We start from the raw sequence: 18,902 nt of genomic DNA, 5'->3' as shown, positions 1-18,902 counted from the left end.
TAGTTTGGTGGGCAGAAGCTGGTCTTTTGATTAATTGAAACCTCGTTGAACGAACTGGTAGGCAGCATCTGCTGCCTTGTTGGTTATTCCGGCGGTTATATCATCAGTCTGAATAGATGCGGTGGCATCACTCGCCTGCGTTTGTGGCGCACCTGAAATGTTAGCACTTACCTTACTGTCGATGCTTGGATTGCTAAAAACTGACGCGAGTAAAGACTGCCCCATCGACCACATATTGTTTGAAATACTTTGACCTGTCACATTCTCTACGGTCAAATCGATAGCGTTATACATTAAGCCGCCAATTCCGCCATATAAAAAACTTCCCGCCAAGCTTGCTGCCGCGGCCGTGTGATTTGACGTGGTTGCTTCATAAATATCCGAAACTATGGGTAGGTGATTTGCAATGTTTAACGCATCAAATCCGTCTTTAAGATCAAGCCCATCGTCTCCGAAAGCGCCGGAATACAAATTATCGAAAAGTGTTGGAGTAGTATCACTTTGATTATTGGCAGCCGTGTTGCTATCACCACTTCCCAGAACGCTAGTAGTAGCATTTACGGACGTATCATTGTTGGTAACTAGTGATTGAAATACATTGTTTTGCAATGCATTTAACAGCGTGCCTTGCATGGTGGCAATTGCATCATCTGATAAAACCCCATTGACGCTACTCGTACCAGAAAGCAAAGATAATGCGCCTTGAACATCGCTGGCTGTGCCGGTAAGTATATTAGATTGTGTTGAGAGATTAGCTTCGCCTGATATTTTGCTGTCGATTGCATCAGCTTCATTCGGTTGATTCTCTATTGCGAGTAACGATGCGAACAAAGACGGCAAAGACTGGCCGCTGGTTGCCGCTTCATTGGCTACTTCTGTTGAATTTTCCGATTTATTTTCAATGTCAGCAGTATGTAAACCAAATTTTGAAAGTAGTGCGCTGACGCCATTTTCAGCAGTGTTAGTTGTTGTGTTTTCTAAGGCCATAACATCCCCTTACCCGCAGGCATATATTTGATTTGTAAAGGTTTTGCAAATAAGTCAAGTGAACGAGATTTCTTTTAATTTGTTCGTTTACACTTGCTCCTGTTAGGTCATGGATGGCACTTAATTTACACACTGCATAAAAACTAATACTGAGCAATGTCATGAAAGTTCGATGCCATATACACACACTAATCGCAATCTTTACACTTGGTGGTTGTGCCCAAACACTCACTGACGAAGAACAGGTTGTTCAAAGTAGCCCTACCAACCCAAATGTGTCGCAACGCGCTGTGAAGCCTGTTGAGGAAGAGCCGTCGCCCGGTGATCCACGCTACTCACCCCCTAGGATGGAGCCAACGTCTACCTTGCGTGTACCCACAGGGTCACTATTTAATCCTGAGCACTCTGTAGGGCTTTATGAACGCCACGCAAGCTTCAAAGTGGGTGATATGATTCTAGTTAAGCTTGAAGAACAGACGCAGTCGGAGAAGTCGCTCGATTTTAATACAGATAAAAACACATCCTTTGATTTGTCTCCCGTCACACTAAAAGTGGGGGGAATTCGAATTGACGAAGATGACGTTGAGGTGGAGCACGAACAGGACAGTGAGTTCGCCAGCTCTGCTAAAACTAAGCAGTCAAATTCGATGAGTGGCAGCATTACCGTGTATGTTACGGGAATAACGCCGGCAGGGAATTTACTGGTAACGGGTGAAAAGTGGATAACGATGAACAGAGGAAAAGAATACATTCGCTTTTCAGGAGAGGTCAGAAAAAAAGATGTGGATGAAAGTAATACCGTATTGTCTTCAAAAGTCGGCAACGCGTTAATTGAGTATAGCGGTACGGGTGAGCTGCAAGATAATCAGCAGCGAACGGTGATTGGCAAGCTGTTTTCAATATTTGGATAAGCGCGATGAAAGGCACTATTTTGCCAAGCTTACGCATCAGTCTTACTGCTTTGCTGGTACTACTTCCTTCTTTGGTTACTCAGCACGCATGGGCTCAATGGGTACAGGGTGAAGCTACAATGGCACTCGCTGGCGCAGAACTTAGCGACGTGAGAACCAGCGCCATACAAAATGCCATTGCTGACGCGGCTTTTCGCAGTGGCAGTACCATTTCCGCGCAGGATATCACGGTAGACGGGCTACTCCTTTCCAGCAAAGCCGAAATTCGTTCTCAGGGCAGAGTTCAAAGAGTAGAGATCATAAGCGAAACACTCAAAGACGACGCGCTTACTGTGGTGGTGAATGTAAACATTACGCCTCTGTTCAATTGCACTAACAACGGACTTGCCCATCGCATTTTAGTGACCGAATTTCCTTTAACATCGCCTCAACAGGCCGCGACTGGCATGCTCTATTCATTTGGCAGCCACGTGTCTCAACGATTTGCTCAGCAACTCAACGGTCTTTATCAAAGTGGAGATGTAAGCCAGATTCCTGTTTCTCTTATTAACGCTAACACCTGGTTAACCTCCAGTCTGTCAGACATTGATTTAACGGCTATGTCGACTTTTCTGCGAAGTGAATATGGGCAGCAGTTCGTGGTATTCGGGTTTGTAAAGGACATTTCTCTTTTCGAACAGGTGTCGCAGGCTACCTCGGTATTTGAAACTGATGGTGTCGCGCTTCGCCGGAATTTTACCGTTCAGGTTTACGTGCTCGACACTTTCAAAGCCAAGGTGATTTTTAATGATAGCTATCACAGCGAGGCCGATTGGCCCTTTTCTCAACATTATTCGGTGGATATGAGCAACAGCTTGTTGTGGCGCAGTGATTTTGGGCGCATGGTCCTCAATACGGTACACGCTGCTATTACTGACATTCACGCGGCACTTCAGTGCGAAACGACTTATGCGCAGGTCATTGATATCTCGCCTGACTACATTGCTATAGATCTGGGTAAAAATAGTGGGTTAGCCGTGGGCGATGAGTTTTCATTGGTTAAGCAACGGGCGCTGCCTGCGTTGGGCTTATCAAGAAAGCCGGGACTGTTTTCAACGAAGACTTTGACTTTGCAGGTGTACGAAGTTTCTGATGACGTCAGCTTGCTTAAAGCGGAGTCAGGTAGTGATAGCGTACATATTGGTGACTTTGTCACGCCGTTAACTCTCTCGGCGAAACGTAGTTTAAAAGAAAGTCAGCAGGTTGGAAGCCAGCCATAAAAAAGGCTGGCCAAGGCCAGCACTTTTTACGGTGGGTTAGGGTGTTACTGAATACTAAGAACGCAGTAAGTCACGTAGCTTTCGACCTTCTTCGCGCTGCGCTTTTAACTCAGCTTGCTGTTCAGGCGTTAGTACTGCAAACATGGCCTGGCGCTGTTTGGCCTTTTCAACACCAGCACTGACAAGGTCGTCTTTGTACTGGGCAACAAGAGCGTTCCAAGAGTCTTGTGAGAAAGACGAGCTTCTAATCAGATCGCGCTGGGCTTCCTTGAAGCTTCGCAACGTTTCTCTATTGGCTTTGGATGTATCCTTGAATGATTCACGAAGTTCAGCAAGATTTGCCAGCTGATCATCGGTCAGGTCAATGCCTTTAAACGGCGTGCCATCCCGCTGGTGATCTCTGTCGCCTCTTTCACCTTTACCGTGAGCACGGAATTTTTTGCCTTTGCCTTCATCATCCATACGTTTTGCAAATTGTGACTTTTGCTCGTCAGACGCGTTGCGTCGCTTATCGCCTCTCGCCGCTCTTTTTTGATCTCTACTTTCTTCGCGTGCCAAGACTTTCGCATGCTGCTCTTCACTTAGCACGTTAAAAATATTGTGGCGTAGTTGCGCAAGCGCAAAGTGTTTCGACTCACGCTCTTCAAGTTGAGTTTGTATAAAGGTGCTGATTTGTGCCTCAGAAGCAGTTTCAAAATCGAAACTTGGCTTCTCACTATCGTGATTTTCAGGTCGAGGGTTAGCGTCTTTAAATGCGCTTATGAGTGTTTTTATCTCTTCGCGTTGTGCGTCGCTTAAGCTTAAACCGCGAAGGTGTTTAACAATTTCTTTAACCGGTTCGTGGTGACGCATACCAGGGCCTGCTGGCTGAGCCAACGCAAGTCCACCTAAGCTAATCGCCGCTACAGTTGCACTAGCAATTAATAACTTTTTCATTGTCGTCTCCTTTTTGTTCGGACACGTTAATCCTAGCGTGATAAATACAAAAAGCAGTCAACACACTGTAAAGCTTCTGTAAAGGTGATGCCGTTTTGTAATTGTAAAGGTCTGAAAAGATATAGTATGCGTTTGTCAGTGTTTTTCGTTTAATTTAGACAAGACTCACCACAAGCGCAGGTTGAAGTTTATAAAAATTACAGGCACTTTCATGAATCAAAGGTCAGCAGTTCCAACCGTTAAAGAGTTTAATACCATGAGTTCAGATTTTCATTTGCAGTCTATCCTTGTTATTGATGATGACCTTGAGCTAACTGAAATGCTCTCCACGTACCTGTCGAGTATGGGTTATCAAGTGCAAGTGCGTAACGACGGCGAAGAAGGGTTATCTGAAGCTGTATCTGGACGACATTACGATCTTATTTTATTGGATGTGATGATGCCAAAGATGGATGGCTTCGATGTGTTGAAAAAACTTCGTGTCAGCCATAGCACGCCTGTACTTATGTTGACAGCAAGAGGCGATGATTACGACCGCATTTTAGGTCTGGAAATGGGCGCCGATGATTATTTACCGAAACCGTTTAACCATCGTGAGCTGGTGGCGCGAATAAAAGCGATTGTGCGTCGTCATAATCTTTCCTCAACGGGAGGAGCGGTGGAACAAGATTTATTTGTGAATGGCATCTTTTTAAGCCCAAGTAGCCAGCTCGCTAAAGTAGACGATGTCGAATTAACGCTAACCACAACTGAGTTTTTAATTTTGCGCTTACTAATGCTAAATGCCGCTCAGCGGGTAACGAAAGAAGAAATAAGCTTAAAGATACTCGGTAAGCCACTGCAAGCTTTTGACAGAAGCATTGATATGCATGTTAGCAATCTGCGAAAGAAAATCAGTGCAGTAGCCGTAGATGAAAAAATAAAAACCATCCGCGGAGTAGGGTACATGTTAATTGTTGGAAGCCATTAATGGTAAAACTGTTACGCAGCATCAGCCCAACGCGGGCCATCATGGGCCGTTTGTTTCTGTGGTTTTGGGCAACGTTCATTGTTACATCGCTTTTGGCCATTTGGGGAAGTCGCCTCTTTTTTGAAGACCTTCAAGTTGTGCAAATAAAGCCTCGCGAAGTAGAAGATTTAAATCAAGCCATTGAGCGGATGCAGCGTGGGCGCTTTCAGGACCTACCGTTACATGAGACGCTAGATCGCAATTCACGTGGCGTGAGAGGTCGACTGGTTGCGGTAGATATTCGCGACAACCGCCTTATTTCAGGTGGAGGCCCTCCGCTTCGTGACAACGATAAAGAAGATTTACTGCGTTTGGTAAATCAAACCTCCCCGATTGCAGTAAAGCGCGGCGCATTCAAAATTCTCGGCCCGGTTTTCTTCGAGCGAGACAATTCACGCTTTGCGCTTTTTGCGGTAAAGCTAGATATGCCCGAAAAGCAAACTCCTCCGGTTCTGCTGTTTTTGGCGATTGCACTTATTACTACCACGCTTTTGAGCTGGCTATTCGCCAAAACGCTGACCAACCCTATTTTGCATATTCAAGGTTCAGCAAAGCGCTTAGCAAGCGGCGACTGGCAAACTCGGGTGGGCAAGGCCGCCAAGCGTCAGGATGAGTTAGGGCAGTTGGCGCGTGACTTTAACAAAATGGCAGAGCAGCTCGAATCGATGTGGGGCGCACAAAAGCGATTATTAGCTGATGTCTCTCACGAACTTCGTTCTCCACTGGCGCGATTGCAAATGGCGTTAGGGCTTGCCCATCAGCAAAACGTAGACCCAGCCACCTTATCTCGCGTAGAACGAGAAGCTGACCGAATGGAAGCGCTAGTTAGTCAATTACTCACACTTAGTCGCGCGGAAGCTGGTGAGGCGAACATGCAAAAGCACGCTTTGTCTTTGGTACTTAACGATGTACTGACCGATGCTAACTTTGAAGCTGCAAATAAAAACAAGCAGTTAAGAATTGACGATATTCCTAAAAAGACGGTGGTCATCGATAGCATGATGTTTTGTCGCGCCGTCGAGAATGTTCTTCGCAATGCCATACGTCATAGCAAACTCGTCACGCATATTACGTTTAGCGAAGATGCGCAGCATTGGTGTATTCACATTACAGATGACGGCGACGGGTTAACCATTGAGGAATGTGAGCGTATATTTTCACCGTTTTACAGGGCAACTCTTGCCAGAGAGCGCGAGTCAGGAGGCGTAGGCTTGGGCTTATCCATTGCAAAAGCGGCAGTTGAGTTGCATCATGGACGCATAATCGCTGAACCTGCTGAGCGCGGTGGGCTACGAGTTACTATGTCATTTCCCAAGTTATGATTGGGAACGTAGATAGCACTCCGTAGCCTAACAAAGAGCGCAATTTGACTGTAATAGGGTATTTATGAACTGGACGTTCACGTCTGAAAATAACTTAGCCAGCACTTTTGCCACGTATATCAATCCCTTCTGGCAAAACAGTGTTACTCAGGGCCACTTCTCTGGGAAAGACAATATCAAGGTACGCTTTGCGCACTGTATCCCAGAATCGCCGCGAGCTACCATTGTAATATGCTCTGGTCGAATCGAATCTTATTTAAAGTACAAAGAGTTCATTTACGATCTCTATCAAAATGGTTTCGCCGTATTCATCTTAGATCACAGAGGCCAAGGTTTGTCAGACAGGATGACCCGTGACCCTCAGCATGGTTATGTTGCCGATTTTGACGACTACGTTGATGACTTCGTTATGTTCGTAGAAACTATTGTAAAGCCACTGCAGCAAGGCCCGTTACAGCTGGTATGCCATTCGATGGGGGGCGCCATTGGTGCACTCACGCTGCTGCGTCTTCCGAATTTGTTTTCAAAAGCCGTTTTAGCTTCACCCATGTTTGGCATTAAACCGGCTCTGCCCAATTGGTTGGCGAATGGCTTAATTCGCACAGGCCTTGCGGTAAATAGGATGAAAAAGAAAGATGCGGGGTACTTTTTTGGTCAAACCCCGTATATCGCGTTTCCTTTTTCACTTAATAAGCTCACCCACAGCAAAACCCGCTATGCCCTATTTCGTGAACTGTATGACGAAGAGCAGGATATTCAGCTTGGTGGCGTGACTACAGAGTGGTTGGCAGCGGCACATCAGGCTATGAACAAAATTGAAAGTAGCGCACGCGCTATTACAACGCCCTCGCTTGTATTAAGTGCAGACGATGACGCGATTATTGATAATAACCGTCAGCGCCGCGTGGCTCAGCTTATGCCAAATGCAAAACTTGAAATAGTGCCCCGCGCTTACCATGAGCTATTCACCGAGTCTGACGACATTCGCGAGCGCTCTGTGGCGCGTATTCTAGACTTTTTGACAGAAGACCCGTCTACATAAGTGCAGCCAAAGCTAACATTTAGTTAGGTAATCATACTTAAGAGCAGCGCTTTCTATTTCACAGGTAATAAAAGTGTGTGCAAGGGTGATGAAGAATGGCGTTTCGGTATAAAATAAACGAGTTGTTAACTGTGAAGGTAATTTAAAAAAGCATGCTCGATATCGTACTCTATCAGCCAGAGATCCCGCCAAATACGGGAAACATCATCCGCTTATGCGCAAACAGTGGCTTTACGTTGCACTTAATCGAGCCCTTGGGTTTTGAATGGGACGATAAACGCGTTCGACGCGCAGGTTTAGATTATCACGAGTTTGCTCACGTAAAGCGCCACGCCAATTTAGACGCTTACCTAAATGATGCTAAGCCAAAACGGGTATTCGCTTGCACAACGAAAGGCAAAGCATTTCACAGCGATGTGTCTTATCAAAAAGGCGATGCGTTAATTTTCGGACCGGAAACCCGAGGTTTACCAGACGACTATATTCAATCGCTTCCCCCAGAGCAGCGTGTTCGCATCCCTATGTTGCCAGACAGTCGTAGTATGAACTTGTCTAATGCAGTATCGGTATTTGTGTATGAAAGCTGGCGTCAGTTTGGTTACGAGGGTGCTCGTTAGTACTTTCTTTAACGCTTACTGTTTTGCTAAAAACTCTTTTAACCATTCAAATCAAAAGCTTATTCAGCCTTTAAAAATGTCTGTAAAGATAGCGTAAATGTAAAGATTGTCTCTCGTGGCGAATCTTTACATTCGCTATATTGCATTCAGTTTTTTTTATGGATCGAATGCTTTGAAACTCCCTCTACCCATTAAAGTACTGCTCATTGCAATTATTGTGTTTGTGCCCGCTTATGCTGTTTATGCATGGCTATACTCACCTCAGACAAATACCGAATATCTCTTTCAAGATGCAAAGATACGAGACATCGAATTAAATTTGGTGTCTACAGGTCAGCTTGAGCCCAAGCGCTACGTAGAGGTAGGCGCGCAGGTTTCAGGTCAGGTAGACAATATTCACGTAGAAGAGGGGGATATTGTTAAAGAAGGCGATTTGCTGGTAGAGATCGATGCCCGTGTATTTGAAACACAAGTACAGAACTCTCAAGCGGCGCTGGACAGCAAAAAAGCACAGCTGGCTCAGCTGCGGGCAGAGCGAGAACTCGCCGAAGTGAGAGCGCAACGCAATCAAAATTTGTTTAAGCAAAATGCAGTCAGCCAAGATGTAGTCGTAAGCAGCGATACAAACCTTAAAGTTATCGATACCAAGATCACGGCGAGCATCGCACAGATTAAAGCTGACGAAGCCTCGCTGGAAGGGGATATTACTAAGCTCGGGTTTGCAAAGATATTTGCGCCAATATCCGGGACTGTAGCCACCTTACCGGTGCGTGAGGGGCAAACCTTGAATGCTAATCAAAACGCCCCCGTGTTGCTTCAAATTTCCGATTTATCAGTAATGACCCTACGCGCAGAAGTGTCCGAAGCCGATGTGCAGAAAATAAAGCGCGGCATGCCAGTCTATTTCTCTACCTTGGGTGATAACAAAACCTTCTACCACTCTACCGTTCGTCAAGTGCTACCTACACCCACCGTACTCAACGACGTGGTGCTATACCAAGTGCTAATCGATGTTGAGAATCCTGATCGCACTTTAATGGACGCCATGACTACTCAAGTGTTCTTTGTGCAAGAGCAGGTGAAAGGCGCGCTTTCTGTGCCGTTAGCGGCAGTAAAAGGACGAGCTCGCAATCAATTCGTGATGCTTAAACAGGGCGATGAGGTGGTTCGCACGCCAGTAAAAGTAGGCATAAAAAATAGAACCCATATTCAAATTATAGAAGGCCTATCAGAAGGTGATGAAGTGGTTGTGGGTCTAGCAGACGGCACCGCAATGCCGGCCGCGGGCATGCGCAGAGTGCCGGGTGGGCAGCCGCCATCAGGCCCACCGCGCCGCCGTGACGGATTCTAATATGTCGTTAATACAGCTTAATGGCGTATCACGTCGCTACAAAACAGAAGGGTTTGAAGTCACCGCATTGGATAACGTTTCCTTATCAATCGATAAGGGAGAATTTGTCGCCATTATGGGGCAATCCGGGTCGGGTAAGTCGACCTTGATGAATATCCTAGGATGTTTAGACACCCCTTCAGAAGGGGTGTACCGTATCCACGGACAGTCAGTATCCTCGCTAAACCCCGATCAACTCTCTGCCCTTCGCTTGAAAACGTTCGGGTTTGTTTTCCAACGCTATCAGCTACTGTCGTCGCTAAATGCGACCGAAAACGTGGCACTGCCAGCAATATACAGCGGTACGTCTAGCGAAGATCGCACTCAAAAAGCGCAACAGCTGCTTGATAAACTTGGCCTTTCAAGCAGAAAAGAGCACAAACCCGGAGAGCTTTCAGGTGGCCAACAACAGCGTGTCTCGGTAGCGCGAGCCTTAATTAATGGTGCAGAAGTAATATTAGCCGACGAGCCCACCGGGGCGCTTGACTCGGCCAGCGGAGAGCAGTTACTGGCATTGCTTCGCGAGCTACACGCAGAAGGGGTGACTATTATTCTTATCACCCACGATAGTGCAGTTGCTGAACATGCCGACAGGCAAATACACTTGCTTGATGGGAAAATTGTAACAGATACCAAAACCGCTGCGCCTAGCACAAGTGAATCAGTTGAAAAGAATGCGGCTTCAGTGCAGCACGCACATTCTCAAGAGCCCAAATCAGTACCGGCAATTAAACCTTTTCCAAGTATCTCACTTTTTTCAGCCCTATCTATGGCGTTCACTGCCCTTAGAATGAATTGGTTTAGAACCTTGCTCACACTCTTGGGGATTATTATTGGTGTAGCGGCAGTGGTGACAATGATGGCCATCGGTGAGGGAGGTAAACAGCAGGTACTAGAGCGCATTGAAACCATTGGCACGAACCTGATATCGATTAGGCCGGGTGGACGAAACATGCGCTCATCCGGTGATATTGCATCGCTGACATTAGCTGATGCCACAGCATTGAAAAGTGTTCCGGGTGTGGCTTATGTCGCGCCGGAAAGAAGTGCAAGGGCAACCATCCGATACAGCGAAAATGATTTTTCAGGACGTATTACAGGCACGACGCCTGACTACTTTCATGCCAAAGACTGGGAAATGGCGCAGGGCGTGTTTTTCAGTGATGAAGACGTAACAAATTATGCGCCTGTGGTGGTAATTGGAGATACGGTAGCTGAGACCTTGTTTGAAGATAAATATCGGGCAGTAGGCGAGTACATTTTGATGCAAAATGCCTTCTATCAGGTCGTAGGCGTACTTCATTCTAAAGGCGCCAGTGCGGGTGGTAACGATATGGATGACGAAGTGCTCATTCCGGTTACAACTGGCCGTTTGAAGGTATTTGGTCGGGATTACTTAAGCAGCATTACCATAAAGGCAGAAAGTACCGAAGTAGCGACTCAAGTAAAAGACGATGTGCTGGCACTGTTGGTAGAACGTCACGGACAAGAAGACGTGATGGTGCGTACCACAGAGTCACTGGTAGAGGCGGTCACGGAAACGCAAGACACGTTAACTTGGCTCTTGGCGTCTGTTGCTGCCATATCTTTGTTTGTTGGCGGTATCGGTGTAATGAATATCATGCTGGTCAACGTATCTGAGCGTAAGAGGGAGATTGGACTACGCATCGCCACAGGCGCAAAACCTCGCGATATCTTGCGCCAGTTCAATATCGAGGCATGGGTAGTGTGTATCTTGGGTGGTATATTCGGCATTCTTCTGGGCTATTTTGTTGTCCTTATCGTTGCTTCATTCAGTGTGCCTGTCGCCTACACGCTAATGCCGCCCGTTTTGGCTTTTGTCACATCTCTCGCTGTAGGGCTCATTTTTGGTTACGCCCCTGCTCAAAAAGCATCAAAGCTTAATCCTATTGACGCGTTGGCAGAGGAGTAACGCCATGCATTCTTTTCGTTTTTCTGTGTCTCTTGCCGCTCGTTCATTACTGTGCGCGTTCTCTTGTATCGTGCTGACCGCAAGCTGCGCTTATTCACCTTCTACAACGTTGCCCGAAACTGACACGCAGGCGCTACAAAAAGCGAAGTCTGTGGACGCGACTAGTCAAATAACAACATCATGGTGGAAGGTGTTCGAGGTGGCTGAACTTGCGCCCGTTATGAAGACGCTTGAAAGCCAAAATTTAACCCTTAATCAAGCCGAGCAGAGGGTGAAACGAGCGCAATTTCTGTTAGCACAAGTTAACGCAGGTGACGTTCCGACTATAACGGCGAGGACATCTGGACGCAGTGGAAGAGACCTAGATAGTGGCCGTTCAAGCCACTCTACCTCAGGTGGACTGGGGTTGAGTTATGACGCGGACATATGGGGTACACGAGATGCTCAGCAGCGAAGTCGTCAGTTAGGTATCGATACTGCACAGTATCAGTTTACCGATGCGCTGTTAGACACCCAGGCGTTGTTTATAAATACCCTTCTTGAGCAGATTTCACTGCAGTCGCGGCTGTCTATTGCGATGCAAAACGTTGAGATTAGCGAAGCGCTGCTAAACCTAGTTCAAATTCGCTTTGAAGAGGGGGATACCTCAGGTATTGAGGTTTCCCAACAGCGCAATACCTTGATCAGTGCTCAGTCGGAGGTGCTGCGACTGAGCAATAGTTTAACGCTTAATGAGCGGGCATTAGCGGTATTGTTAGGTAATGAATCTATGCAATTTAATACGCCTGAACAAAAAGCGCTGCTTTCCCTTTCGCTAACCGATTTTTCACTGCCCGAAGTGGCACCTATATTAAGCGCTGAGGTATTGAAGCAGCGTCCAGATGTTCAGTTAGCTATAGCGCAATTTAAACAGGCTGATTTAGCGTTTTACGAAGCGTCAGTGGCAGGTCTTCCAGGAATGAGCTTAAGTGCAGATATTGGTGTGAGTGATCTTTTAGATTTAGCGCAAGGGTGGACCTTAGGCGCAGCATTAAACTCAGCAGCAACCCTGTTCGACGGGGGACGGTTAGAAGCTGCAGAGAAGGCGGCAAAAACGGATGTTGATTTGGCGATTTTACAGTATCAGCAGACGGTGCTTAGCGCGATAGAAGCGTTGTTAAATAGCCAAACTAACTTGGTATTCAATCAACAAAACTACCGCTACGCGTTAGCCTCGCTCGAGAACAATCAGCAGCTTTATCGTCTTGCGGATATTCGCTACAAAGCTGGTGACACTGACTTTCTGAATTTGCTTAATGCTCAACGTAGCTTTTTCTCGGCTAGGCAATCTGTAATCAGTAGCTATCAAGCCGTACTCTCTTCTGTCATTGCCACCTACAGAGAAAGCGCAGGCGCCGACATCACTTCGTCATAGCATTTAGATTTTCTCAAGCAGCAATACGAAAGCCCTGTGAACAGGGCTTTTTTGTGCATTTTGTAAGGATTGGTATAAAGCCTGTCTGAGTCAGGTTTCGTTCAGCTTCACTCATTAATATAGCCTGTGAACATGCACGAATGATTTTGGAGAAGCATTATGAAACGTATTACCCTGAGTATTATCACCGGCGTTTGCTTAATGATTGCAGGGCAAGCAAGCGCCCATTCAGGTCATCATTCTCACTCGAATAGAGGGGCGAATGAAAGGGTCACTATTATTACGCAACCTGCTCGTCCGATCATTGACGTAGCCATAAGCGCACCTGGCCTGTACGTTAACGTCTTGCCAGGTGCGCATAGGGTAGAGGTTATCGACAATCATCGTTATTACGTTGCTAATAATCATTACTATCGCAAGCATGGGAATCGCTATTTGGTTGTCGATTCACCCTACAAAAAGGTGAAAAAAGTGAAGCACCACAAGCGCAGTCACGCTGGATATCACAACAACACTAAAGTGATCGTGGTAAGAGAAGGCCGCTAAATTCAGGTTAACAAGCTGGAAAAGATAGGAATAGTGGGGCGTTAAGAGGCTGATGGTTTTTGCTACCAAGCAAAAACCATCAAGTATTCACTAGGCTTCTTTTTTGAGGTCTCGACCAAGCAGAGCTAAGGCCGCCTCTTTAGGGGATTTTCCGTGATAAAGCACAGCATAAATTTGTTCACAAATTGGCATTTCTACGCCTACTTTCTTAGATAAAATGTGCACTTCTTCAGTGTTGCGATATCCCTCAACCACTTGTCCGATTTCGTCAATAGCAACATCGACACTCTTGCCTTGACCCAAAGCCAGCCCAAAGCGACGATTGCGCGATTGATTGTCGGTGCAAGTCAAAACTAAATCGCCAAGGCCTGCCATGCCCATGAAGGTCTCTGGGTTGGCTCCTAACTTCACGCCCAAACGGGTAAGCTCTGCTAAACCTCGGGTGATCAGCGCCGTTCGCGCGTTTGCACCAAAGCCAAGGCCATCGGCTAAGCCCGCGCCTATAGCGATAACGTTTTTAACCGCACCACCAAGCTGAACGCCAGTAAAGTCTGAGTTTTTGTATACTCTGAACGACTTTGCGCAATGCAGCTTTGCTGCAAATTCGTCACTCAGCGTATCGTCAGTGGAAGACAGCGAAATTGCAGTAGGTAAGCCTGCTACCATTTCTTTAGCAAAAGTAGGGCCTGATAACACGGCTAGGGGATAGTCGGTACCCAGTATTTCCTCTGCCACATCGCGAAGCAGACGGCCCGTTTTTGGCTCAAGGCCTTTGGTCGCCCAAATAATGCGTTGATGCGGTTTAAGCAATGGCTTTAAGCTTTGAAGCATAGCCGCAAATGCATGGCTAGGTACAACCACTAAAATATCTTGGCTGGCGGCTACCACTTCTTCTAAGTTGGCATTTACCACTAGGGCATCTGGAAATGTTGCGCCTGGAAGATAACGAGCATTCTCACGGTTCGCTTTCATTTCGGCAATGTGCTTTTCATCACGGCCCCAAAGCAGTGTGGGGTTGCCATTTCTGGCAAGACAAAAAGCAAGGGCGGTGCCGTAAGACCCCGCCCCTAATACTGAAACAGACTCTGAAACCGAATGCGACTTCATGTCCACGCCTTTCATGTTCACCTAATTAGGCGTCCATTTTTGGCGCTTCGCCCTGCGCTTGCTGTGCACGTTTTTGCACGTAAGCTGCAAAGATAGCGTCGAAGTTTACAGGCGCCAGGTTAAGTGGAGGGAATGTTCCACGGTTAACCAAGTTAGAAATGGTTTCACGCGCATATGGGAAAAGCATGTTCGGGCAGAACGAGCCCAGCGTGTGCGCTTTGTTTTGGTCTGGCATTTCGCCAATAGCGAAGATACCTGCTTGTTGCACTTCACAAAGGAATGCTGTTTCTTCACCAAGCGTTGCCGTAACGGTAACTGAAAGTACAACTTCAAATACATTTTCTTCTAGCTTGTTAGTGCTAGTGTCGATGTCTAGTTTAATTTCAGGCTTCCACTCTTTAGTGAAAATAGCTGGCGCGTTTGGAGACTCAAAAGAAATGTCTTTTGTGTAGATACGTTGAATATTGAATTGAGCACTCTGTTGCGCTTGTGCGCCCGCTGCTTCGCCGTTATTTGTCTGATTTTCGTCAGCCATGGTATTTCCTATTTAATTGTCGTTTTAATTTAATGTAGTGCGTTGCTGTATGCGCTGACGCTTTACGCCAAACCCAACATTGGATTTAGTTTGCTTTGTGCTTCCAAAGCCATCATATCGTCACAGCCACCAACGTGCTGATCGTCAATGAAAATTTGCGGAACAGTCCAGCCGCCGTTTGCGCGTTCAATCATCTCGTCGCGCAGTTCAGGCTTAACATCTATTGGGTATTCAATAAATTCTACACCTTTTTGCGTTAGCAATGCTTTTGCACGGTGGCAGTAAGGACAGTGGCCCTTGGTGTAAAGTTCTACTTTGCTCATAAAGGTTACCTGTTATTTAGAAACGGGAAGGCTGGCACTTTGCCACGCGTTCATTCCGCCTTTTAATACACTCACATTCGCGAAGCCGTCTTTAAGCATCGCATTTGCTGTACCACGAGCCTGATTACCCATAGCGCATACTACGATAATGGGTTTGTCTTTACTGTTTTCAAGTTTCTTGAAGTTTTTCTCACGCAACTCTTCAGGTTTAATTTGTCTGGCACCCAAAATATGGCCAGCTTTAAACTCTTTCGCAGGGCGTGTATCTAGCACTATCGCATCGTCTTTATTCATCAAAACCGTTGCTTCGTGCGTGCTTAATTCTTTTACTGAAGATGTCCATGCACTGATATAGCTAAATATCAACATGGCAATCAGCGCAACCCAAATACCAGCAAGAATAAAGTTGTTGCTAGCAAATTCAATTAGTTGATCCATTACCTCTAACCCTGTCTACAGACCATGAAAAGAGTGCAAAGTATATAGAAAAATGGGCGAGAAACCAGCTTACCTTTCAGTATGATGAATGTCAGTCATAGCGGGTTTGCGCTAAATACTTTAGATGATTGATATTACGAACAAATTGCACTGGGCATATGGAGGAGCGTCAGATACACTGGAAAACGTTGTTAACAGCAACGATGAAACACATTAAGTCATCAATGAAAAAGTTAAGGTTCTAGGCGCACGTATGTCAGTACGATTATTTCTTTCAATCATTGGGTGCATAGTTGCCCTTGCAATTATGCCGATTGGAAGTAGTGCTATTGCACAAGAAGACGGTGCGAATAGTCAAAAAGAAAAATTAGCTGAGTTACAGGCCGAATTGCGCGCTCGACAGCAAGTATTAGAGAACAATAGAGCCAGTGCACAGGAATTGGAAAATGTGCTGAAGGCCTCTGAACTCGAAATCGCTAAAGTGGCGAAAGCACTATCCAGCACCCGACAGTCACTTAAAAACATTGAGCAAGAACAAGCGAAGCTCGAAGAAGAACAAGAAGGGCTTAAAACGGCTATCCGTAAACAGCAGTCACTTTTATCGAGCCAGCTTAAAAGTGCATTTATGGCGGGGCATTACGACTACGCGAAAATGCTGTTTTACCAAGACGACGCGCGAACCTTCGAGCGTGTCATCACCTATTATCAATACGTGGCAAAAGCGCGCCAAAAAGAGATTGAGAGCTTTAGAGGAAATGTTGCTAGGCTTGAAGAAGTTAACGCAGAGCTTAGCGAAAAAGCCTTGTCACTTGCCGCTTTGAAAGATGAGCAAGAAGGTCAGCGAGCAGTACTTATAACCCGCCAGGACGATAGAAAAGCAACGCTTAAGAAAATAAACAAAACCATAGCCTCTGAAAACCAGCGTATTGCGTCGCTACAAGCTGATGAAAAAGCGCTGAAAGACGCTATTGAAGCGGCGCGGATTGCCGCAGAACGGGCTGCCCGTGAAGCCGAAGTGAGTATGGATGGACTTGCCAAATTAAAAGGTAAGCTGGCAGCGCCCGTAAAAGGCAGAATACGAAACTTATTCGGTAGTCGCCGCCAAGGGCAAGTGTCTTGGAAAGGCATTGTGATAGATGGTGCCGAGGGCGACCCTGTAAACAGCATTGCGCCTGGAAAAGTGTTGTACGCCGATTGGCTGCGCGGATTTGGTCTGGTCGCTATTGTCGATCATGGCGAAGGGTATATGAGTGTTTACGGTCACAACCAAGCGTTACTCAAGCAAGCTGGCGATGATGTCAGGCAAGGTGAACGCATAGCCCTTGTGGGCCGAAGTGGTGGTCAGGAATATCCTAACCTTTACTTTGAAATTCGTCATAAAGGCAAAGCGCTAAATCCAAGCTCTTGGCTAGACTAGGCAGGTTAATCCTAGATTTTCAGAAACTAAGTTGAAACTGAATCAGTTGTTGGTATTCTAGAAAAAACACAGCATTGTGTAGTGTGCGCTTAATAATAATGATGAAAAACGGATGTGACTTAGATGCTTTTGCGTCTGCTAATGCCTTGTATAATCTTTGTTTTATGCGGGCTAATTAGCCTTCAAGTAAAAGCAAAGTCAGACATAATTATAATATTAGATGACCTGGGATACAGGCCGTCCGATGTCGCTGCTTTTTCTCTCCCTAAAGAAATTACCTTTTCTATACTTCCGCAAACGCCGCTGGCTTCTGAAATTGCGTTCCGCGCTGAGCAAGAAGGCAGGGCCGTTATGCTGCATATGCCTATGCAGGCGCAAAGTGGAAAGGACATGGGGCCCCTTGGGTTAACCACTGACATGTTCGCAGGTGCCATTACTTACAATTTGCGAAAGGCAATGAAGAGCGTGCCGAACGCGGTTGGTGTGAATAATCATATGGGAAGTGCGTTCACGGGTCAGCAAAAAGGAATGGAAGCGCTCCTACAAGAAGTGAAACGGCAAGGCTTGTTTTTTGTGGATAGCCGAACCACGGTACTCACAAAAGGTGAAGAAATTGCGCAGCGGTTAGGTGTGCCTAGCGCAAGCAGGCAGGTGTTTCTGGACCATAAGCTTGAGCCTGCATTCTTACTTAAGCAGTTCAACCACATGAAACGTATTGCTAAAAAGAATGGTCACGTTGTGGTGATTGGTCATCCCCACCCAGAAACCGTCGATTTCTTGAAAACTCATTTACCCTCACTTGAAAAAGAAGGTTTAACCCTTACCTCAGTAGCCGACTATTTTTCGCATGCGCCGAAAGTGGCAAAGCAGTTTGGCAAAGAGCGCAATCAAACGGCTTCGCTTAATAACGCCGATGTGAAGGATAGCAAGGTAAGCATGACCGAAGAAAATGCCTTACACAGCAGTGAGCTAATGCACAGCTCCGCAGGAAAAGGCGTTGCTGAGCGTTTGGACACAGCGCCAAACGAATAGCTTTTTTGCCCCATTTTATACGTAGTTAGTTCATTTTCATCTCGTTAAGATCAAAATTTAATGTGGGAACGTTTCTCATTTCTGTGAGTCTGTTATAATATAACGTCTCTGGCGAATAGTTCGCGAACTCATTTTTTCACGGTGGTAATTAGGGTAATGACTCCAATTGACGAGAATCCAACAAAACTAGACAAACTTGGCATTTGGGTGTCGAGCTTGTGTGCGTTGCATTGCCTCGCGCTACCTGTTTTGGTGCCTCTGCTGCCGCTGATCGGTTCTAGCTTTTTTGCACAAGTGTGGTTCGAAAGAACGATATTAACTTTTTCGTTAATTGTAGGTGCGGTCGCCTTGGTTAGCGGTGCAATTCGCTATCATGGCAAATACTACCCGCTGGCACTGCTGTTTACGGGTGGCGCTATCTATTGGCACAAAGATATTTTTGGGCATCACTACGAACCCTTCACCATCGCGATAGGTGCAGCGCTAATTGTGGCCGGCCACTGGGTGAATATGCGATTGTGTAGACAATGTAAGTGCTGCAAAAATACGGTGTTTTCAGACCACCTTTCAACTGAATTTAAGTAGTCAACTAAGCTGCATTTCAAGAAAAGCATTCCAAAAAAAACGAGCCTATGGCTCGTTTTTTTATAGTGTGAGTCTGTATCAGATACGCGCTCTACAGAC

The 18,902-nt window shown here is 46.2% G+C and carries 19 protein-coding genes; 13 read left to right on the top strand and 6 right to left on the bottom strand.

What is annotated here, in order from left to right; translation table 11 throughout:
- Nucleotides 1–30 precede the first annotated feature (30 nt).
- Entirely contained in the window at nt 31–987 is a 957-nt protein-coding gene (locus MHN00_RS03830) for a hypothetical protein (RefSeq protein WP_239300312.1), read from the bottom strand.
- Nucleotides 988–1,148: 161 nt separating this feature from the next.
- Here MHN00_RS03830 and MHN00_RS03825 point away from each other — a divergent pair, with 161 nt between their 5' ends.
- Both MHN00_RS03825 and MHN00_RS03820 read left to right on the top strand, forming a co-directional pair.
- Complete coding sequence (locus MHN00_RS03825) at nt 1,149–1,898, top strand: flagellar basal body L-ring protein FlgH (protein ID WP_239300310.1); 750 nt, start codon at nt 1,149–1,151, stop codon at nt 1,896–1,898.
- Nucleotides 1,899–1,903: 5 nt separating this feature from the next.
- On the top strand, nt 1,904–3,157 hold the full coding sequence (locus tag MHN00_RS03820; RefSeq protein WP_239300308.1) for a flagellar assembly protein T N-terminal domain-containing protein: 1,254 nt from the start codon (nt 1,904–1,906) through the stop codon (nt 3,155–3,157).
- Between the two features lie 54 nt (nt 3,158–3,211).
- On the opposite strand, the gene MHN00_RS03815 is transcribed toward MHN00_RS03820, so the two are convergent.
- Nucleotides 3,212–4,093 (bottom strand): Spy/CpxP family protein refolding chaperone, encoded by an 882-nt coding sequence (locus tag MHN00_RS03815; RefSeq protein WP_239300306.1) that lies wholly within the window; start codon nt 4,091–4,093, stop codon nt 3,212–3,214.
- A 256-nt stretch (nt 4,094–4,349) separates the two neighbouring features.
- Here MHN00_RS03815 and MHN00_RS03810 point away from each other — a divergent pair, with 256 nt between their 5' ends.
- From MHN00_RS03810 to MHN00_RS03775, 8 genes are all read left to right on the top strand, one after another.
- Complete coding sequence (locus MHN00_RS03810; protein ID WP_039225152.1) at nt 4,350–5,063, top strand: response regulator transcription factor; 714 nt, start codon at nt 4,350–4,352, stop codon at nt 5,061–5,063.
- Entirely contained in the window at nt 5,063–6,424 is a 1,362-nt protein-coding gene (locus MHN00_RS03805; protein WP_239300304.1) for an ATP-binding protein, read from the top strand. The genes MHN00_RS03810 and MHN00_RS03805 overlap by 1 nt, the downstream gene beginning before the upstream one ends.
- 64 nt (nt 6,425–6,488) lie before the next feature.
- The gene (locus tag MHN00_RS03800) at nt 6,489–7,466 is read left to right on the top strand and encodes an alpha/beta fold hydrolase (RefSeq protein ID WP_061439251.1); all 978 of its coding nucleotides are present in this window, start codon (nt 6,489–6,491) and stop codon (nt 7,464–7,466) included.
- A gap of 152 nt (nt 7,467–7,618) precedes the next feature.
- Nucleotides 7,619–8,083, top strand: a complete 465-nt coding sequence (gene trmL / locus MHN00_RS03795; protein WP_039225063.1) for a tRNA (uridine(34)/cytosine(34)/5-carboxymethylaminomethyluridine(34)-2'-O)-methyltransferase TrmL — start codon at nt 7,619–7,621, stop codon at nt 8,081–8,083.
- A gap of 172 nt (nt 8,084–8,255) precedes the next feature.
- Nucleotides 8,256–9,434 (top strand): efflux RND transporter periplasmic adaptor subunit, encoded by a 1,179-nt coding sequence (locus MHN00_RS03790; RefSeq protein WP_232362799.1) that lies wholly within the window; start codon nt 8,256–8,258, stop codon nt 9,432–9,434.
- Nucleotide 9,435: 1 nt separating this feature from the next.
- Nucleotides 9,436–11,406 (top strand): MacB family efflux pump subunit, encoded by a 1,971-nt coding sequence (locus tag MHN00_RS03785; protein WP_061439253.1) that lies wholly within the window; start codon nt 9,436–9,438, stop codon nt 11,404–11,406.
- Between the two features lie 4 nt (nt 11,407–11,410).
- On the top strand, nt 11,411–12,820 hold the full coding sequence (locus tag MHN00_RS03780; RefSeq protein ID WP_239300302.1) for a TolC family protein: 1,410 nt from the start codon (nt 11,411–11,413) through the stop codon (nt 12,818–12,820).
- 159 nt (nt 12,821–12,979) lie between these two features.
- Entirely contained in the window at nt 12,980–13,366 is a 387-nt protein-coding gene (locus MHN00_RS03775) for an NAD(FAD)-dependent dehydrogenase (protein WP_239300300.1), read from the top strand.
- A gap of 90 nt (nt 13,367–13,456) precedes the next feature.
- Here MHN00_RS03775 and gpsA read toward each other — a convergent pair whose 3' ends face one another.
- From gpsA to MHN00_RS03755, 4 genes are all read right to left on the bottom strand, one after another.
- Nucleotides 13,457–14,488, bottom strand: coding sequence for an NAD(P)H-dependent glycerol-3-phosphate dehydrogenase (gpsA, locus tag MHN00_RS03770; RefSeq protein ID WP_049588317.1), 1,032 nt, complete (start codon nt 14,486–14,488; stop codon nt 13,457–13,459).
- Between the two features lie 10 nt (nt 14,489–14,498).
- The gene (gene secB / locus MHN00_RS03765; protein WP_014948068.1) at nt 14,499–15,008 is read right to left on the bottom strand and encodes a protein-export chaperone SecB; all 510 of its coding nucleotides are present in this window, start codon (nt 15,006–15,008) and stop codon (nt 14,499–14,501) included.
- Between the two features lie 62 nt (nt 15,009–15,070).
- Nucleotides 15,071–15,331 (bottom strand): glutaredoxin 3, encoded by a 261-nt coding sequence (grxC, locus tag MHN00_RS03760; protein WP_014948069.1) that lies wholly within the window; start codon nt 15,329–15,331, stop codon nt 15,071–15,073.
- A gap of 12 nt (nt 15,332–15,343) precedes the next feature.
- Nucleotides 15,344–15,769 carry a rhodanese-like domain-containing protein gene (locus MHN00_RS03755; protein ID WP_014948070.1) on the bottom strand — a complete coding sequence of 142 codons (426 nt, stop codon included), beginning with the start codon at nt 15,767–15,769 and terminating at the stop codon, nt 15,344–15,346.
- Between the two features lie 253 nt (nt 15,770–16,022).
- Here MHN00_RS03755 and MHN00_RS03750 point away from each other — a divergent pair, with 253 nt between their 5' ends.
- The 3 genes from MHN00_RS03750 to MHN00_RS03740 all read left to right on the top strand — a co-directional run bounded on the left by MHN00_RS03750 (nt 16,023) and on the right by MHN00_RS03740 (nt 18,803).
- Nucleotides 16,023–17,186, top strand: coding sequence for a peptidoglycan DD-metalloendopeptidase family protein (locus MHN00_RS03750; RefSeq protein ID WP_239300298.1), 1,164 nt, complete (start codon nt 16,023–16,025; stop codon nt 17,184–17,186).
- A gap of 123 nt (nt 17,187–17,309) precedes the next feature.
- Nucleotides 17,310–18,218 (top strand): divergent polysaccharide deacetylase family protein, encoded by a 909-nt coding sequence (locus MHN00_RS03745; RefSeq protein ID WP_239300296.1) that lies wholly within the window; start codon nt 17,310–17,312, stop codon nt 18,216–18,218.
- Between the two features lie 156 nt (nt 18,219–18,374).
- Nucleotides 18,375–18,803, top strand: a complete 429-nt coding sequence (locus MHN00_RS03740; RefSeq protein ID WP_014948073.1) for a MerC domain-containing protein — start codon at nt 18,375–18,377, stop codon at nt 18,801–18,803.
- Nucleotides 18,804–18,902 lie beyond the last annotated feature (99 nt).

The organism is Alteromonas sp. Cnat2-8, from assembly GCF_022348355.1.
GTDB lineage: Bacteria > Pseudomonadota > Gammaproteobacteria > Enterobacterales > Alteromonadaceae > Alteromonas > Alteromonas macleodii.
This window is presented reverse-complemented; position numbering and strand designations above follow the sequence as displayed.

Coding starts and splice junctions, on each gene's coding strand:
- MHN00_RS03745 (WP_239300296.1), top strand. CDS start 17,310: ATGCTTTTGCGTCTGCTAATGCCTTGTATAATCTTTGTTTTATGCGGG.
- secB (WP_014948068.1), bottom strand. CDS start 15,008: ATGGCTGACGAAAATCAGACAAATAACGGCGAAGCAGCGGGCGCACAA.
- MHN00_RS03780 (WP_239300302.1), top strand. CDS start 11,411: ATGCATTCTTTTCGTTTTTCTGTGTCTCTTGCCGCTCGTTCATTACTG.
- MHN00_RS03740 (WP_014948073.1), top strand. CDS start 18,375: ATGACTCCAATTGACGAGAATCCAACAAAACTAGACAAACTTGGCATT.
- MHN00_RS03750 (WP_239300298.1), top strand. CDS start 16,023: ATGTCAGTACGATTATTTCTTTCAATCATTGGGTGCATAGTTGCCCTT.
- MHN00_RS03775 (WP_239300300.1), top strand. CDS start 12,980: ATGAAACGTATTACCCTGAGTATTATCACCGGCGTTTGCTTAATGATT.
- trmL (WP_039225063.1), top strand. CDS start 7,619: ATGCTCGATATCGTACTCTATCAGCCAGAGATCCCGCCAAATACGGGA.
- MHN00_RS03830 (WP_239300312.1), bottom strand. CDS start 987: ATGGCCTTAGAAAACACAACAACTAACACTGCTGAAAATGGCGTCAGC.
- MHN00_RS03755 (WP_014948070.1), bottom strand. CDS start 15,769: ATGGATCAACTAATTGAATTTGCTAGCAACAACTTTATTCTTGCTGGT.
- MHN00_RS03810 (WP_039225152.1), top strand. CDS start 4,350: ATGAGTTCAGATTTTCATTTGCAGTCTATCCTTGTTATTGATGATGAC.
- MHN00_RS03815 (WP_239300306.1), bottom strand. CDS start 4,093: ATGAAAAAGTTATTAATTGCTAGTGCAACTGTAGCGGCGATTAGCTTA.
- grxC (WP_014948069.1), bottom strand. CDS start 15,331: ATGAGCAAAGTAGAACTTTACACCAAGGGCCACTGTCCTTACTGCCAC.
- MHN00_RS03820 (WP_239300308.1), top strand. CDS start 1,904: ATGAAAGGCACTATTTTGCCAAGCTTACGCATCAGTCTTACTGCTTTG.
- MHN00_RS03805 (WP_239300304.1), top strand. CDS start 5,063: ATGGTAAAACTGTTACGCAGCATCAGCCCAACGCGGGCCATCATGGGC.
- gpsA (WP_049588317.1), bottom strand. CDS start 14,488: ATGAAAGGCGTGGACATGAAGTCGCATTCGGTTTCAGAGTCTGTTTCA.
- MHN00_RS03825 (WP_239300310.1), top strand. CDS start 1,149: ATGAAAGTTCGATGCCATATACACACACTAATCGCAATCTTTACACTT.
- MHN00_RS03800 (WP_061439251.1), top strand. CDS start 6,489: ATGAACTGGACGTTCACGTCTGAAAATAACTTAGCCAGCACTTTTGCC.
- MHN00_RS03785 (WP_061439253.1), top strand. CDS start 9,436: ATGTCGTTAATACAGCTTAATGGCGTATCACGTCGCTACAAAACAGAA.